The organism is Bordetella tumulicola (assembly GCF_965138755.1).
GTDB lineage: Bacteria > Pseudomonadota > Gammaproteobacteria > Burkholderiales > Burkholderiaceae_B > Bordetella_A > Bordetella_A tumulicola.
The window spans coordinates 102492-118520 of record NZ_CBCSFP010000012.1 but is presented as its reverse complement, the minus strand read 5'-3'; the positions used below and the strand labels follow the sequence as shown (position 1 = coordinate 118520).

Annotated in this window: 14 protein-coding genes; 4 read left to right on the top strand and 10 right to left on the bottom strand. The window is 61.0% G+C overall.

The window, feature by feature from the left end; all coding sequences use genetic code 11:
- Positions 1–4: 4 nt before the first annotated feature.
- Positions 5–784 (top strand): ABC transporter ATP-binding protein, encoded by a 780-nt coding sequence (locus ACNAZS_RS22695; protein WP_415792788.1) that lies wholly within the window; start codon positions 5–7, stop codon positions 782–784.
- Positions 785–835: 51 nt separating this feature from the next.
- On the opposite strand, the gene ACNAZS_RS22690 is transcribed toward ACNAZS_RS22695, so the two are convergent.
- The 3 genes from ACNAZS_RS22690 to ACNAZS_RS22680 all read right to left on the bottom strand — a co-directional run bounded on the left by ACNAZS_RS22690 (position 836) and on the right by ACNAZS_RS22680 (position 3848).
- Complete coding sequence (locus ACNAZS_RS22690; RefSeq protein ID WP_415792787.1) at positions 836–1837, bottom strand: RpnC/YadD family protein; 1002 nt, start codon at positions 1835–1837, stop codon at positions 836–838.
- Between the two features lie 154 nt (positions 1838–1991).
- The gene (locus ACNAZS_RS22685; protein WP_415792786.1) at positions 1992–2876 is read right to left on the bottom strand and encodes a pirin family protein; all 885 of its coding nucleotides are present in this window, start codon (positions 2874–2876) and stop codon (positions 1992–1994) included.
- 273 nt (positions 2877–3149) lie between these two features.
- Complete coding sequence (locus ACNAZS_RS22680) at positions 3150–3848, bottom strand: pirin family protein (protein WP_415792785.1); 699 nt, start codon at positions 3846–3848, stop codon at positions 3150–3152.
- Positions 3849–4016: 168 nt separating this feature from the next.
- Here ACNAZS_RS22680 and ACNAZS_RS22675 point away from each other — a divergent pair, with 168 nt between their 5' ends.
- The gene (locus tag ACNAZS_RS22675) at positions 4017–4928 is read left to right on the top strand and encodes a LysR family transcriptional regulator (RefSeq protein ID WP_415792784.1); all 912 of its coding nucleotides are present in this window, start codon (positions 4017–4019) and stop codon (positions 4926–4928) included.
- 136 nt (positions 4929–5064) lie between these two features.
- Here the strand turns inward: ACNAZS_RS22675 and ACNAZS_RS22670 are convergent, their stop codons facing one another.
- The 7 genes from ACNAZS_RS22670 to ACNAZS_RS22640 form a co-directional block, all read right to left on the bottom strand.
- A complete protein-coding gene (locus ACNAZS_RS22670) occupies positions 5065–5865 on the bottom strand; it encodes a hypothetical protein (RefSeq protein ID WP_415792783.1) in 801 nt (266 codons plus the stop codon).
- A 174-nt stretch (positions 5866–6039) separates the two neighbouring features.
- Positions 6040–7602: a nitrogen regulation protein NR(I) gene (gene ntrC, locus ACNAZS_RS22665; RefSeq protein WP_415792782.1), complete on the bottom strand. Its 1563-nt coding sequence runs from the start codon at positions 7600–7602 to the stop codon at positions 6040–6042.
- Complete coding sequence (glnL, locus tag ACNAZS_RS22660) at positions 7599–8666, bottom strand: nitrogen regulation protein NR(II) (protein ID WP_415792781.1); 1068 nt, start codon at positions 8664–8666, stop codon at positions 7599–7601. Before glnL ends, ntrC begins: the two co-directional genes overlap by 4 nt.
- Positions 8667–8727: 61 nt before the next feature.
- Positions 8728–10140, bottom strand: coding sequence for a type I glutamate--ammonia ligase (gene glnA, locus ACNAZS_RS22655; protein ID WP_415792780.1), 1413 nt, complete (start codon positions 10138–10140; stop codon positions 8728–8730).
- 199 nt (positions 10141–10339) lie between these two features.
- Positions 10340–11557, bottom strand: a complete 1218-nt coding sequence (gene hemW, locus ACNAZS_RS22650) for a radical SAM family heme chaperone HemW (RefSeq protein ID WP_415792779.1) — start codon at positions 11555–11557, stop codon at positions 10340–10342.
- On the bottom strand, positions 11558–12187 hold the full coding sequence (gene rdgB, locus ACNAZS_RS22645) for an RdgB/HAM1 family non-canonical purine NTP pyrophosphatase (RefSeq protein WP_415792778.1): 630 nt from the start codon (positions 12185–12187) through the stop codon (positions 11558–11560).
- 186 nt (positions 12188–12373) lie between these two features.
- Positions 12374–13303 carry a LysR family transcriptional regulator gene (locus ACNAZS_RS22640; protein WP_415792777.1) on the bottom strand — a complete coding sequence of 310 codons (930 nt, stop codon included), beginning with the start codon at positions 13301–13303 and terminating at the stop codon, positions 12374–12376.
- 119 nt (positions 13304–13422) lie between these two features.
- On the opposite strand from ACNAZS_RS22640, the gene ACNAZS_RS22635 reads away from it, so the two are divergent.
- On the top strand, positions 13423–14583 hold the full coding sequence (locus tag ACNAZS_RS22635) for an acyl-CoA dehydrogenase family protein (protein WP_415792776.1): 1161 nt from the start codon (positions 13423–13425) through the stop codon (positions 14581–14583).
- A gap of 35 nt (positions 14584–14618) precedes the next feature.
- Entirely contained in the window at positions 14619–15992 is a 1374-nt protein-coding gene (locus ACNAZS_RS22630; RefSeq protein WP_415792775.1) for an MmgE/PrpD family protein, read from the top strand.
- Positions 15993–16029: the final 37 nt, after the last annotated feature.

Below are 16029 nucleotides of genomic sequence, written 5' to 3'. Positions count from 1 at the left end.
TACGGTGGCCGATCTGTTAGAACTCGATCGCATTTCCCTGGCCTACGACACGCCGCAAGGCCTGCGTTCCATCGTGGAAGATCTGTCGTTGGCCTTGCCTGCGGGCCATATTGGTTGTCTGCTGGGCCAGTCGGGCTGCGGCAAAACCACCATTTTGCGGGCGATTGCGGGATTTGAACCGGTACGCGCGGGACATATTGCACTGGACGGCAAGACCATTTCATCCTCAACGACGCAAGTCGCGCCCGAACAGCGCCACGTCGGCATGATGTTCCAGGACTATGCCCTGTTTCCGCATCTGACCGCGGCACAGAATGTGGCGTTTGGATTGCGCAAGCTGATGAACAAGCCTGAACGCGCCGCGCGGGTGAAGGAAATGCTGGATCTGGTGGGACTATCTGCGTCGGCGGATAGCTATCCGCATGAGATGTCCGGCGGACAGCAACAACGGGTCGCGCTGGCCCGTGCATTGGCGCCCTCTCCTGATTTGTTGCTGCTGGACGAGCCGTTTTCGAATCTGGATGTGGATACGCGCGAACGCCTCGCCTTCGAAGTGCGCGACATCCTTAAATCCACGGGACACACGGCCATCCTCGTCACGCACAATCAGGCGGAAGCCTTCGCCATCGCCGACCGCATCGGCGTGATGAACAATGGTCAGGTCATGCAGTGGGACACCCCCTACAACCTGCATCACCACCCCGCTGACGACTTCGTACACGAGTTTATCCGTCGCGAAACGCTGGTCGAGCAACGCCAACAGGCATACGCGCGCGGGCGGTAGAAGCTAAGCCGCGCTCATCTCCAAACCGCCACCAAACGACCCAATCTCGACTCAGGCAAACACGTCTTCGAGACGTTCAGCCTGCAGAATACGCAGCGCCCACTGGTTCAGCGTGACTTCATCAGCCTCGACGATGCGAGCGTGCGCCCAATCCGGCAGCATGCCGAATTTACTGGTAATTAGTGTCGTCAGCAATTCGGCAGCGCCTGTAATTTTGCCTTTCTGCAGGCCTTGTTCTCGACCTTCTTCCAAGCCCTCAGCGCGTTCGCGCTTGAGCCGCACGCGCTCGATACTGGTCACGTAAGTCATCTGGTGTTCCTCTTCGATTTGAATGACGGCGGCTTCGAATACGGGTTCTAGGTCATCTGGCAGATACAGCATGGCATCGATGACCCGAAATAGCGTACGCCTATTATCGCGCGTGAATCCCCATTGTTCCAAATGCCGAACGAGCTCGATCTTGCGTGCCAAACGGTCGTGACCGTGGCGCAGCGCGCTGGCTTCCAGTTGGACCAGCACGATCACCGCAAAGGGGTTGCGCGGCGCGAGTTCGTGCAGCTCGACCATGCGCGGGCGCCAACTTTCCAGCCAGACCACGGGAAAGGTAAAGCACAAACCACAGCCCTCGTCCTGATAGGCGTAAGACATCAGGTTTGATGCCCGCACGGCGCGATCCTCACCCCGACTGCCGCTTCGTCCCGTGAGCACGACCAGGTTGAGCAGCCGATCACCAGGATATTTCGATTTCAGCCGAATGTGATAATCAAACATACGTGCCGAAAACGTCGAATCACATCGCGTTTGAACCTCCACGTGGATCAACAGCATCTTGTCCTGGCCGTCGAGCATGCGCACGGAAACCAGCTTGTCGACATGCCGACGCCCACGCGCGGTGCTGCGCATAAGCGCCTGCAATTCCTTGTCCATGAATTTCGGCGGATGTGTCCAATCGATATGGGCATGCGTGTCTGGGCGCAGCATCAGCATGAATTCGGGGAAATACGCAGACAAGGCGTCTTTCCAGGCACTATCGTAGTCCGGGCGTTGGGCCATAAAGCATTTCGTGAGGGCTGTTAAGCGAGCCCTCTACTATCGGCCCCAGAGCCAACTGACGTCAGCCTCGGTGAATGCTTATGTCCATGCGTAATGGCCGCAAGGTGCGATCAACACGTCATGCGCGCAAGCCTCAAACTCTAACGCGGCGCCCTCATGCCTTCGGTGGCGGCAACGGGATGTATTCGGTTTCGTCACCCGGGACAACCTGGTCGAAGCGATCGCGTTGCCAGTCTTGTTTGGCTTGTTCGATGCGGTCTTTGCGGCTGGAGACGAAGTTCCACCAGACGAATCGCGGGCCGTCCAGGGGCTCACCGCCCAGAATGGCAAAGCGTACGTCATCAATGGCGCGAATGGTGACGGGTTGGCCGGCCTGGAGAACAAGCAGTTGGCCGGGTTGATAGGTCTGACCCTCGATCTCGACGGTACCGCGACTGAGATAGGCGGCGCGTTCTTCGTATTCGGCGGGAATGACGACGGTCGAGCCGGGTTGCATCATGATGTCGCCCAGGAACAAGGGCGATAGTGTCTGCACGGAGGAGGTTTTACCAAACAATGAGCCCGCCACGATTTGGGCGCGCACGCCATCACCTTCGAGGGTGGGTTGCGCGTCCAGGCCGTAATGGACAAAGCCCGGGTCGGTTTCTTCGTGCTGGCTGGGCAGGCCAACCCAGAACTGCAGGCCCGCCAATCGGTGGCCGGCGCCGCGTTCGGCGCTGGGGCTGCGCTCCGAGTGCACGATGCCCCGCCCCGCCGTCATCCAGTTGACTTCACCGGGCAGGATTTCCTGCACATGACCTACGCCGTCGCGGTGCATCATGGCGCCTTCGTAGAGATAGGTGACGGTGGACAGGCCGATGTGCGGATGCGGCCTGACGTCCATGCCCTTGCCGGGTTCGAACAAGATCGGTCCCATTTCGTCGAGGAATACAAACGGGCCGACGGTGCGCCGCTGCGCGGAGGGCAAGGCGCGGCGTACGTGGACGCCGTCACCTAAATCGCTGGTGCGTGGAACGATGAGAGTTTCTACGTGGGGCATGGAGTTCTCCGTGGTGGGCGTCGTGGGTTCTGTTTTACGACATTCTGGCAGGTGCCGGGGCAAATTGTCCCGGCGTATGCCGGGTGAGGATCGCTAAATGGCCATTAACTAGCCACTGCATGGTCTGTGAATCGCCTACGCATGGCCGGTGAATGATCTGTGAATGACCAGTGAATCGCCTATGCATGGCCGGTGACTGATCCGCCAATGACCAGTCAATGGCCCGTCAATGGCCGGCGTTCAGGATGTTGCTCGGAACGCCGGCCTTGCCGGTCAGGACAGGTCAAAGACCAGGATTTCGGCCTGTTGGCCGTCGCTCAGGCGCACAGTGGTTTCGTCGGTGAGGGCGACGGCATCGCCGGCCGACAAGGACTGACCGTTGACCTGTACCTGGCCACGCGCCACGTGCACCCAGGCTTTGCGGCCGGTGGCTAGCGGCAACTCGGCGGTTTCCGCACCGTCGAACAGGCCGACATACAGGCGCGCGTCCTGGTGGATGCGCATGGACCCTTCGGCGCCATCGGGCGAGACGACCTGACGCAAGCGGCCGCGCTTTTCGGCTTCTGGCACGGGTAGCTCTTCGTATTCGGGCTCGATGCCGGTAACGTCGGGCTCGATCCAGATCTGCAACAGGTGCGTGCCTTGGTCCGATAGCGGGTTGAACTCGGAGTGCAGTACGCCCCGCCCGGCGCTCATGCGCTGGACATCGCCCGGCCGAATGGTGGATCCGCTGCCCATGCTGTCTTTGTGCGCGATGGCACCGTCCAGCACGTAGGTGATGATCTCCATGTCACGGTGGCCGTGCGTGCCAAAGCCGCGACCGGCCGCGATGCGGTCATCGTTGATGACGCGCAGCGAACCAAAGCCCATGTGGTCCGGATCATAGTAATTGGCGAACGAAAAGGTGTGATGGCTATCGAGCCAGCCGTGGTTGGCGTGGCCACGTTCTTCGCTACGGCGCAGGGTCAGCATGGTTATCTCCTTTCAGAATATTGAATATGCAGGACTGGGACGTTTCGGTCTTTGTACTGCTGATGAATGATATTTTGCGCGTTTCAGGGTCTCTTGAGGCTGAACGGATTTGATGAGATCATTCAATTAATTTGAATATTTACTTCATGCCTTCACTGAGCCCTCGCCATGCAAGCGATTACTCCAGAATTGCTCTACATCATCGACGCGATTGCGCGCCATGGCAGTTTTGCCAAGGCAGCGCGCGAGTTGGGCAAAGTCCCCTCGGCGGTGACGTATTCGGTGCGTAAGCTCGAGGACGCGCTGGATGTGCTGCTGTTTGACCGCAGCGGGCATCGTGCACGTTTGACGCCGGCGGGCCAGACGCTCTTACAGGACGGCCGGCAGGTGTTGCAGTCGCTGGATGCCCTGGCGGGCCGAGTAAAACGGGTGGCAACGGGTTGGGAACTGGAGCTGCGGGTGGCGGTGAGCGCGGTGCTGCCGTGGCCGCCGATGTATGACCTGATCGAAGGATTTCGGGGATGCGCATCGGTGACAACGCTACGGTTATCTACCGAGGTTTTGAGCGGCACGTGGGACGCCCTGTCTAGCGGACGCGCGGATCTGGTCATCGGCGCGGATGCCGCGGGCGCGCCATCGGGCGCCTATCGGTCGCAGCCGCTGGGCGAACTGCAATTTGGATTTTGCGTCTCGCCGCGCCACCCTCTGGCGGCGTTGAACCGGCCGTTGACGGCCGCCGATATTGCGAGCTACTGCGCGGTAGTCGTGGCCGATACGTCACGTGATCTACCGCCCCGTACGCGAGGTTTGCTGAACCAGCAACCCTTGATCGTCATGCCGACGATGCAGGCCAAGATCGAGGCGCAGATACGTGGTGTGGGTTGCGGGTATTTGCCACTGAGCCTGGCCGCGCCCCATATCTCGCAAGGGCAACTCGTCCAATGCGTAACGGACGACGTGGTACCCATGACGGAGCAACTCGTCTATGCCTGGCGCGAGCAAGCCCCTGGGCAAGCCCTGACATGGTGGCTGGAAAAACTGCGTTCGCCACGGCTGAGCGAGAGCCTACTCGGTATGTGAACGCCGATAGGCAAGATCCTGCCCGGTGTGCGAGCGCGTGACCAATGTACGAGAACCTGGCCGGTATGCGAGCGCGCGGCCAATGTGCGAGAACCTGGCCGTGACGGCCAATAAGCGAAAGCCCGCCGGATTGTGATCAGCGCGACTCGGTGCTGTATTGCAGCAGGTCGAACAACGCGGCCTTGGCGTCGAGCAACGGCGCGACAATGAACTCGGCCATCCTGCCCTCGAATCGGACGGGTTTCAGGTGCTGTTCGACGATGTGATATTCCGGCCGATCGACATAGTCGTCAAACAGGATCACGCAACCCGGCGGCGCCAACATGGCGGTGACCAGAAATGAAGCGACGCGGAATCGGCCGTCGATCAACACCAACGAGGGCTTCTCGCCGGCCTGCTCCAGCCTGACCCAGGGAGCGCTGCAGTAGTTTGGCCAATCCTTGGCGTGATTTTCGTTGACGGGCCGACCCCAGTTGCCAGTCCTGCCAATATCGACATAGACGGGCACATAACGCCGGCGCGGGATCCCGTCGGCAATCAGGCGCTTTTGCACGGACTGCAAGAACATCAAATCCGAATCAACGGAATAGATGCGGCGTATGCCGGCTTGAGCGGCCATGATCGAGCTGCCGCCGGATCCATATTCCAGGAATATCTTTACGCCTTTCAAGCGCTCGGCGAGTAAGGCGATACCCGCGTCTTCCATATGCGGGATGCTGGGAATGGTCTCGGGTGACCACTGGGGAGGTTCGACAGCCTTGGGGGGGCGCTTTTTCTTTGCGTCGGCGCCCGTGGACTTGGAAGGTTTGACTTTGGGCTCTTTGATCTTTGGCGCCGTAGCCTTGGCTTCTTTCGATTTTCGGGCTTTGGGGCCTTTCGGTTTAGCCTTGGTATCGGTAGCGACTTCTTCGAGCTTTTTGCGCCTGGCTGCGGACACTGCGGACTCCCAACGGTCTAGGTGTTTATTTCAACACAATGAGCTTAGGTTCCCAAGGTTACAGCGGCGTTTTTATACCCATTTTTTTGCAGCGAAATGTATACGGCGCTCTGCGTGTAGCAGTCGGCACCGCACGGGTAGGACCGGGTTTCTACACGTGCGGGCCGAAATGGATTAGTCCTCGATACCCAGTTCTCTGAGCTTGCGAGTGATGGTGTTGCGGCCGATGCCCAAACGCGTCGCGGCCTCGACGCGGCGGCCGCGACTGGCGTCCAACGCGGTTTGCAGCAGGACTCGTTCGAACTGCCGCGTCAGCGTGGCCATGACGGCGGGCTCGCCGCGCTCGAGTCGATACTGGGCTTCGCGCAGCAGCGCGCCCTGCCAATCCGGGGTGCCCGAATCGACACGAGCGCCGCTGTTCGGTGAGCCGAACGCGGGCGCCGCGGCCGGAAAACCACCGCTGTTAACCGTATTGGGTGACGTGCCGACGGCGTAGGACTGACCGCCACTCATGGTGCCGGAGACGACTCTCCCACCCTGTGAGACGTCGTGCTGTTGCAATTCCATTGCCCGGATTTCGGGCGGCAGATCAGCGCGCTCGACAATCTGGCCGGGCGCCATGACCGTGAGCCAATGGCAGAAATTCTCCAACTGCCGAACATTACCGGGAAAGTCAAAACGCGTCAGAACAGCGATGGCGTCAGGGGTCAGGCGCTTGACGGGCACGCCCAACGAGCGTGCGCTAAGCGCCAGAAAATGGTTGGCCAGTGCGGGGATGTCTTCCACGCGCTCGCGCAGCGGCGGCAAGCGCAGTCGAATGACATTGAGACGGTGAAACAGGTCTTCGCGAAACAGGCCTTGCTCGACGCGCTGCTCCAGGGGTTGGTGGGTGGCCGCGACAATACGCACGTCAACGCGTACGGGTTGCGCGCCACCCACGCGATAAAAACTGCCCTCGGCCAACACGCGCAGCAAGCGGGTTTGCAACTCGATCGGCATGTCGCCGATTTCGTCGAGGAACAAGGTACCGCCGTTGGCTTCTTCGAAGCGGCCGCGGCGCAAGGAGTTGGCGCCGGTAAAGGCGCCGCGCTCGTGACCAAAGAGTTCGGCTTCGAGCAAGTCGCGGGGGATGGCGGCGGCGTTCAGCGCCACAAACGGGCCACCCGCCCGTGCGCCGTGGCCGTGCAAGGCCCGCGCAACGAGCTCTTTACCGGTACCCGATTCGCCGGTGATCAAGACGGTGACTTTGGATTGGGACAGGCGCCCGATCGCGCGAAATACCTCTTGCATGGCGGTGGACGCGGACTGCGTCATCATCCGCTCGCTGTTCAGTGCGGTGTCGCCCTCGCCTTCGGCTGGCTTTTCCTGGGGGCCGGATTCGACCACGGCACGTTCGATCAGCGCGACGGCTTCGTTAACGTCAAAGGGCTTGGCCAGATAATCAAAAGCCCCACCCTGAAAGGCAGAGACGGTGCTGTCCAGATCCGCATAGGCGGTCATGACGATGACGGCCAGACGGGGATGGCGCTCTTTGATTTGGCGCAGCAAGTCCAGGCCGCTGCCACCGGGCATGCGTATATCGGAGACCAGCGCGGCGGGCGTATCCCCCTCCAGGGCCTCGAGCACGTCCGAGGCTTGGGCAAAGCTACGCGTCGGTATTTCGGCACGAGCCAGGGCTTTTTCCAGGACCCAACGGATGGCCTGGTCATCATCAACGATCCAAACAGGTTTGTTCACGGTCTCTGCTCCATCGGTAAGACCAGACGGAATTCAGTATGCCTGGGACGTGATTCGAATTCGATAATGCCACCGTGCTGCTGCACGAAATCCTGGGCAAGACTCAGGCCCAGCCCCGTGCCGCCGGGCCGGGCGGTGACCAGGGGATGGAAAATGCGGTCGCGTATTGCTTCTGGGACACCCGGCCCGTTGTCGATGATGGCCAATACCAGCGCCAGTCGATGCTGACGATGCGCCAGCATCACTTGCCGAGCGACACGGGTGCGCAGCGTGATTTGAGGGGCTGGCGTGTCCGCGCTCACGCGCTGCACAGCGAGCTCCTGGGCGGCGTTACGCGTAACGTTCAGCACGGCCTGCATCAACCTGGCGGCATCACCCTCAAGGTCGGGCATGGATGCGTCGTAGTCGCGCACCAGCGTGACCTTGTCGCGAAATTCGGCCTGGATCAACGCGCACACGCGTTCGCAGACTTCGTGAATATTCACGGGACGCGCGGACAACGGGACACGCTGCGGACCACTTAACCGATCGACCAGGACTTGCAGGCGATCAGCTTCGGAAATTATGACTTGGGTGTACTCGGTGAGCGCCGCGTCGGGCAACTCGGCCTCGAGTAACTGCGCGGCGCCGCGCAAGCCACCCAGCGGATTCTTGACCTCGTGCGCGAGGTTGCGCAACAGCTCACGATGCGCCGTGATTTCTTCGACTAATCGATGGTTACGATCGGCCAGCACGCGCTGTTCGATCTCGCGCGCTTCGATGAGCACGGGCCAGGTTTGGCCGGTGAGTGACACGGTCGTGACGGTGACTTCGACGGATTCGCCCGCGCGACGTAATGAGGATAACTGTCGTACGTCGGCAAACTGACCGCCTACGGCACGATCGATGGAGGACTGTACGGTCTCTGGGTGACCAAATAATGTAGCGGCTGATAGCCCTTGCAATTGCTTGCGGGATCGGCCAAACAGGTCTTCGGCCGCAGCGTTGGCTTGTTCGACGTGCCCGCGTTCGTTCAGAAGCAGGACAGCCGTGGCCAATAGATCAAACGCATCAACATTTATCATTTGCAGCACCGGGGTGGACGGGCTGGCGGGCCGTCCCGTCCGCCCCACTAAGCCATGGACATCACAGGCTGTAATACATGTCGAACTCGATCGGGTGCGTGGTCATGCGCAGACGTTGAACTTCGCCTTCTTTCAGTGCCAGATAGGCGTCGATCATTTCGTTGCTGAACACGCCGCCACGGGTCAGGAACTCGCGGTCCTGGTCCAGGGCTTCCAGCGCCTGATCGAGCGAGGCGCAGACGGTCGGGATCTTTGCATCCTCTTCGGGCGGCAGGTCGTACAGGTTTTTGTCGGCGGGATCGCCCGGATGGATCTTGTTTTGCACGCCATCCAGACCGGCCATCATCAAGGCCGAGAAAGCCAGGTACGGGTTGGCCAGGGGATCCGGGAAGCGCGTTTCGACGCGACGGCCCTTGGGGTTGCCCACATACGGAATACGGATCGAGGCCGAGCGGTTGCGAGCCGAGTACGCCAGCTTGACCGGGGCTTCGTAGTGAGGAACCAGACGCTTGTACGAGTTGGTGCCCGGGTTGGTGATGGCGTTCAGTGCACGCGCGTGCTTGATGATGCCGCCGATGTAGTACAGGGCGAATTCGGACAGGCCGGCGTAGCCGTTGCCCGCGAACAGGTTCTGGCCGTCTTTCCAGATGGACTGGTGCACGTGCATGCCAGAGCCGTTGTCGCCAACGATGGGCTTAGGCATGAAGGTCGCGGTTTTGCCGTAGGCGTGGGCCACGTTGTGCACGACGTATTTCATGATCTGGGTCCAGTCGGCGCGCTTGACCAGCGTGCTGAACTTGGTACCGATTTCCAACTGGCCGGCGCCGGCGACTTCGTGGTGGTGCACTTCGACGGGCACGCCCATTTGCTCGAGCAGCAGGCACATTTCGGAACGCATGTCCTGGAACGAGTCGACCGGCGGCACGGGGAAGTAGCCACCCTTGACGGAGGGACGATGGCCGAGGTTGCCGCCTTCCATTTCGAGGCCGGAGGACCACGGGGCTTCTTCGGACTTGATCTTGACGAAGGTGCCGGACATGTCGGTATTCCAGGTCACGCCGTCGAACACGAAGAATTCGGGTTCCGGACCAAAGTAGGCGGTATCGCCCAGGCCGGAGGACTTCAGGTAGGCTTCGGCGCGCTTGGCCAGCGAACGCGGGTCGCGGTCGTAACCTTTGAGGTCGGACGGCTCAACGACGTCGCAGCTCAGGATCAGGGTGGGCTCTTCGCGGAACGGATCCAGGTTGGCGGTATCCAGGTCAGGAATCAGCAACATGTCGGATGCTTCGATGCCCTTCCACCCCGGAATCGACGAACCATCAAAGGCCTGACCGCTTTCGAGCTTGTCTTCGTCCACGGCACTCGTAGGCACCGAGACGTGGTGCTCACGGCCCATCGTGTCGGTAAAGCGGAAGTCCAGGAATTTGACTTCGTTGTCGGCGATCTGTTTCAGGATGTCTTTCGGGCTTGCCATGTCATCTCCATTAGATAAAAGCGCCGGGGGACGAAGCCACGTTCCGGCTGGCATAAACAGTAGAAAGCAAGATGCGTGCCAGGATCCATCACGGGGCATGGCGAGCGAAACGCATGCATAAGGGGCATCAACGCCCCATAATAGTGCATATTATGGTGCACAAACGCACCAATTTAGTGCAAATCTATTGCGGATCGGATTACAGGAACATTTCCTGCAGATCATTCAGGAAGCGCCAGCCCAGTGGAGTCGCGCGCAGGCGCGTGGGATCGGAGTCCAGCAGGCCACGCGCGGTCGCGGCTTGTAGCGCACGAGAAATCGCCGCGAGCGAGAGCCCCGTGCGCTCGCTAAACGTCGTCGCCGCCACACCCTCTTTCAGGCGCAAGGCGTTGAGCATGAACTCAAATGGCAGCTCATCAGGGCCAACCGAACGCGTCTCGGCAATATGGCTGCCGTCGCGCGCCATGGCGCCGGCCATCCAGGTGTCGGGGCTGCGCAGGCGGGCCTCGCGCACGATCCGGTCATGAAAGGAGAGCTTGCCGTGCGCGCCCGGTCCCAGGCCCAGATAGTCGCCGAACTCCCAGTAATTCAGGTTATGGCGGCTGCGAGCACCGGGTTTGGCATAGGCCGAGACCTCGTAGCGCTGCAGTCCGGCGGTGTCGAGCGCGACCTCGATGGCGTCTTGCATGGCGGCGCTGGTGTCGTCGTCGGGGAGCGTGGGCGGATATTTGGCGAATACGGTATTGGGCTCGAGCGTCAGGTGGTACAGCGACAAGTGCTCGGTACCAAACGACAGCGCCTGCTGCACATCGTCCATACAGGCGGCCATGTCCTGCCCGGGCAGGGCAAACATGACGTCCAGGTTCACGCGCGACACGGCGCGCTGCGCCATTTCAATCGCGGCGCGCGCCTGGGCGGCGTCGTGGATGCGCCCCAGTTTTTTGAGCTGGGCGTCGTCAAAGCTCTGAATGCCCAGGGACAGTCGATTGACGCCACTGGCCGCGTAATCCCGAAAGCGCCCTGCCTCGGCCGTGCCAGGATTGGCCTCCATCGTGATTTCCGCATCGGGCCAGAGGTTGAGATAAGCCCGCAGCATGGCCAGGATTTCGTCCAGCGCGGCCGCGGACAGCAGGCTGGGTGTCCCTCCGCCGAGAAACACAGAAATGACCTGCCGGCCCCAGATCGAGGGCAAGGCCTGCTCCAGATCCGCGCGCAAGGCATCCAGATAGGCGCGTTCGGGCAGCTCGGCGGGCACGGCATGCGAGTTAAAGTCGCAATAGGGGCACTTGCGCACGCACCAGGGCACATGAATATAGACCGACAGCGGCGGCAGGCTGGTCAGGGTCGCGCCGGCCGGCGTTTTCAGGCGGGTCTGGGTGGGTGCGCCGGCCTGCCGGATGGGAATGGTAATGGCCATTTATTGCGGCGCCAGTTTGGCCAGGAGTTGTTGCAACGCCCGGGCACGATGGCTCTGGCCGTTTTTCTCGGCGGGCTCAAGCTCGGCCGCCGTGCGCCCCAGGTCGGTCAGCAAAAAATACGGGTCGTAGCCAAATCCGTGATCGCCGCGTGGCGTATCGATGATTTCACCGTGCCACAGCCCCTCGCCGATCAGTGGCTGCGGGTCGTCATGCGCACGCACGAGCACCAGCAGGGCCACGTACCAGGCGCTGCGATCGGCCACGCCCACCAGATTACTGACCAGCAAGGCGTTATTGGCGGCATCGCTTCGAGGCGCGTCCGGATCGATTAGCTGTGCATAACGCGCGGAATACACGCCGGGCGCGCCATCCAGGGCGGCGACGCACAGGCCGGAATCATCGGCCAATGCCGGCAAGCCCGTCAGTTGACTAGCGTGACGGGCCTTCGCGAGCGCATTTTCAACAAAGGTGACGTGCGGTTCTTCGGCCTCAGGCACGCCAAGCTCGCTTTGCGGGATGAGTTCGATCCCCAGCGGGGCAAACAGGGCTGAGAATTCGCGCAATTTGCCGACGTTGTTCGAGGCCAGCACCACGCGGCGCAGAGAGGAATCAATAGATGCAGAGGTCATGACGGAGATTGTAGACGGGGACGTCCGTCTGGATGATGGCTACTGGTTGATAATGGGGGCGCCGTAACGACAGAGTGCACGACTTGGCGCGGGCCAGGTGCGTCGTTGCACCCGACAATGTTGCGTAATCTGGGAGATTCGCCTTGATGTCTTGGCGCATCCGTCCCTTAGCGTTTTAACGCCTTTTTAACTCGTCCCCGGCGTTTCCTCGCGTTCGTCCTCGGGGACGTCCGCCACCAGCATGTCGACCAGTTCCCTCGCAAAGGCCGGCAAGGCCTCGCGGCTACGCACGCAAATCTGCAATTTGCGTATGGCCCATTCGTCGGTCAGAGGCACGATGGAGATCTTGTGCACGCGCACGAAACGCTGTGCGACGGACTCGGGGATCACCCCGATGCCCACGCCCCGCTCGATCATGCGGCAGACGGCGTCGAAATTACCGACCTCGATCCGGAATTTGAACGTCCGCCCGAGGGCCTCGGCGGCTTGCACTAAAAACGGATGGATGGCGCTCCACTCGGACAGGCCCACGTAGTCGTTGTTCAGCGTGTCCGCAAAGGCCACGGCGCTCTCTTTGGCCAGGGGATGACCGCTGGCCGCCACCAGTACGAGCCGGTCTTTACGGTATGGGATGAATTCCAGCTTTGGGTCGGCGGTGTAGCCCGCCACGATGCCGAGATCGGCCGAGCCCTCGGCCACGGCCCGCATGATCAGATAGCTCAGTCGCTCGCGCAGCTCGACGTTCACATCCGGGTGCGCGGCCAGAAACTTCCCCAGCACGGCGGGCATGAACTCGGTCATGGCGGTGGTGTTGGCCAGCACGCGCACATGGCCTTTTACCCCGCGGGCAAACTCTTGCATGTCGCCGCGCAACTGCTCGACCTGCCGCATGACCGTACGGGCATGACGCGTCAGGGCCTCACCCGAGGGGGTCAAGGTCACGCCTTGGCTGGTGCGATACAGTAATTGCGTGCCAAAGTGCTCTTCCAGGTTTTTGATGCGCGTACTGGCCGCCGGCAAGGACAAGTGCGTTTTTTCAGCAGCGCGTGTCAAACTTTGGCGATCGCCGATATGCACAATCAGTTGCAGATCTGTCAGATCAAAGTGCCCTGCCATGTATTCCTCTGTTCTTCGGCTATTGCTAACCCGGTATTAACTAATCGTAAATTGGCAAGTCCACCCGGATTGAGGCAAAGTGCCGTTGTTATTTATTGGCCTCATCATAGAACCGAACCATGCCCAGCACTAATCACGATTATCAGGATATCCGCGAAGCCGTACGCGACTTGTGTTCGCAATTTCCTGGTGAGTACTTCCGCAAAATCGACGAGCAACGCGGTTACCCCGAGGAATTCGTCAAAGCGCTGACCGAAGCCGGTTGGCTGGCCGCCTTGATTCCGCAGGAATATGGTGGCTCGGGCCTGGGCCTGACCGAGGCCTCGGTCATCATGGAAGAAATCAATCGCAGTGGCGGGAATTCCGGCGCCTGCCACGGCCAGATGTACAACATGGGCACGTTGCTGCGCCATGGCTCGGAAGCGCAGAAACGCGAATACCTGCCCCGCATCGCAAATGGTGAACTGCGCCTGCAATCGATGGGCGTGACGGAGCCGACGACGGGCACCGACACCACCAAGATCAAAACCACGGCCGTGCGCAAGGGCGACCGCTACGTTATCAACGGGCAAAAGGTCTGGATCTCGCGTATCCAGCACTCGGACCTGATGATTTTGCTGGCCCGCACCACGCCGCTGGAGCAGGTCACTCGCAAATCCGAAGGCATGTCGATCTTTTTGGTCGATCTGCATCATGCCGTCAAGCACGGCATGGCAGTGCGCCCGATCCCCAACATGGTCAATCACGAGACCAATGAATTGTTTTTCGACAACCTGGAAATCCCCGCCGAGAACCTGATCGGCGAGGAAGGAAAGGGTTTCAAATATATTCTGGATGGCCTGAACGCCGAACGCACCCTGATCGCCGCCGAGTGTATTGGCGATGGGTACTGGTTTGTCGACAAGGTCAGCGCGTACGCCAAAGAGCGTATCGTGTTCGGCCGCCCCATCGGACAAAATCAGGGCGTGCAGTTTCCGATCGCGCGCGCGCACATCAACGTCGAGGCCGCCAGCCTGATGCGTTACGAGGCCTGCCGCCTGTTTGATGCGCACGAGCCCTGCGGCGCGCAAGCCAATATGGCCAAGCTGCTGGCCGCCGATGCCTCGTGGGAAGCCGCCAACGCGTGCCTGCAATTCCACGGCGGGTTTGGCTTTGCCAACGAGTATGACGTCGAGCGCAAGTTCCGCGAGACCCGCTTGTATCAGGTGGCGCCGATCTCGACCAACCTGATTCTGTCGTACGTGGCCGAGCATGTATTGGGCATGCCGCGCTCGTTTTAATCGCAGCGTTATCCGCAGAAATTCACACACTTATCATGACTGCCACCCCTCATCCGCACCCCAGCGCCGCCCTCGCGGAGTTTGCCGCCAACCTGCGCTTTGAAGACATTCCGGCACCCGTTCTGCGCCGCGCCGAAGATCTGTTGATCGACTGCCTGGCGTCGATTCTGGCCGGCGCCAATATGCGCCCGATCCAGGCGATGGAGCGCTATGCCGCCGCCATGGGCCCGACCGATGGCGCAGCCGAAGTCCTGATCTCCCGGCGGAAAACCTCGCCGTTATTCGCGGCGATGGTCAACGCCGCCGCCGCGCACGTCGTGGAGCAAGACGACGTACACAACGGCTCGGTGTTTCATCCCGCCGCCGTCGTCTTCCCCCCTGCCCTGGCCGTCGCGCAGGCCCTGGGCCGATCCGGCAAGGACCTGCTGGTCGCGTCCGTAGCCGGCTACGAGGTCGGCATCCGTATCGGTGAATACCTGGGCCGCTCGCACTACAAGATTTTCCATACCACCGGCACCGCTGGCACCCTGGCCGCGGCCGTGACCGTGGGTCGCTTGCTGAATTTGAATGCCGAGCAAATGCTGCACGCACTGGGCTCGGCGGGCACGCAAGCGGCGGGCTTGTGGGAATTTCTGCGCGATGCCGCGGACTCCAAGCAACTGCATACCGCCAAAGCCGCGGCCGATGGCCTGACGGCGGCCTACTTGGCCAAAGAGGGCTTTACCGGCGCAAGCCATATTCTGGAAGGCGAGCAAGGCCTGGCCGCCGGCATGTCCACGGACGCCGATCCCGCCAGGCTCGTTGATCGACTAGGCGAACGCTGGGCGCTGTCGGAGACCTCGTTCAAGTATCACGCGTCGTGCCGTCACACTCATCCGGCCGCCGACGCGCTGCAACAGGTCATGCGTGAATACAAACTGCGCGACACCGATCTCGCCGAAGTGATTACGCATGTGCATCAAGGGGCCATCGACGTGTTGGGCCCCGTGGTGGATCCCAAAACCGTGCACCAATCGAAGTTTTCGATGGGCACCGTGTTGGCACTGATCGCCCGCGAAGATCGTGCGGGTCTGGCCGAGTTCGATGCGGCATTGGGCAACGCCGACGTGGCCGCGCTACGCACCAAGGTTCGTATGGAGCTGGACCCCGAAGTCGATGCTGCCTATCCCGAGCGCTGGATCGGCAAGGTCACGGTCCATACCACCGATGGGCGCATCCTGCAGGGACGCGTGGATGAGCCGAAAGGTGATCCTGGCAATACGCTGAGCCGCGAAGAAATCGAGGAAAAGGTAATGCGCCTGGGGATGTATGCACAGGCGGCGAGCGAAGGGGAAATTCGCGATTTGATCAACACCATATGGGATTTGGAAAACATCGCCCGTATGGGGACACTATTACCGAACCGTTGAAGTCCTGGCTGAGATCCTAGTTCGGCGCTAAAGGTTA

Coding starts and splice junctions, on each gene's coding strand:
- ACNAZS_RS22690 (WP_415792787.1), bottom strand. CDS start 1,837: ATGGCCCAACGCCCGGACTACGATAGTGCCTGGAAAGACGCCTTGTCT.
- ACNAZS_RS22685 (WP_415792786.1), bottom strand. CDS start 2,876: ATGCCCCACGTAGAAACTCTCATCGTTCCACGCACCAGCGATTTAGGT.
- ACNAZS_RS22680 (WP_415792785.1), bottom strand. CDS start 3,848: ATGCTGACCCTGCGCCGTAGCGAAGAACGTGGCCACGCCAACCACGGC.
- ACNAZS_RS22675 (WP_415792784.1), top strand. CDS start 4,017: ATGCAAGCGATTACTCCAGAATTGCTCTACATCATCGACGCGATTGCG.
- glnL (WP_415792781.1), bottom strand. CDS start 8,666: ATGATAAATGTTGATGCGTTTGATCTATTGGCCACGGCTGTCCTGCTT.
- glnA (WP_415792780.1), bottom strand. CDS start 10,140: ATGGCAAGCCCGAAAGACATCCTGAAACAGATCGCCGACAACGAAGTC.
- hemW (WP_415792779.1), bottom strand. CDS start 11,557: ATGGCCATTACCATTCCCATCCGGCAGGCCGGCGCACCCACCCAGACC.
- rdgB (WP_415792778.1), bottom strand. CDS start 12,187: ATGACCTCTGCATCTATTGATTCCTCTCTGCGCCGCGTGGTGCTGGCC.
- ACNAZS_RS22640 (WP_415792777.1), bottom strand. CDS start 13,303: ATGGCAGGGCACTTTGATCTGACAGATCTGCAACTGATTGTGCATATC.
- ACNAZS_RS22635 (WP_415792776.1), top strand. CDS start 13,423: ATGCCCAGCACTAATCACGATTATCAGGATATCCGCGAAGCCGTACGC.
- ACNAZS_RS22630 (WP_415792775.1), top strand. CDS start 14,619: ATGACTGCCACCCCTCATCCGCACCCCAGCGCCGCCCTCGCGGAGTTT.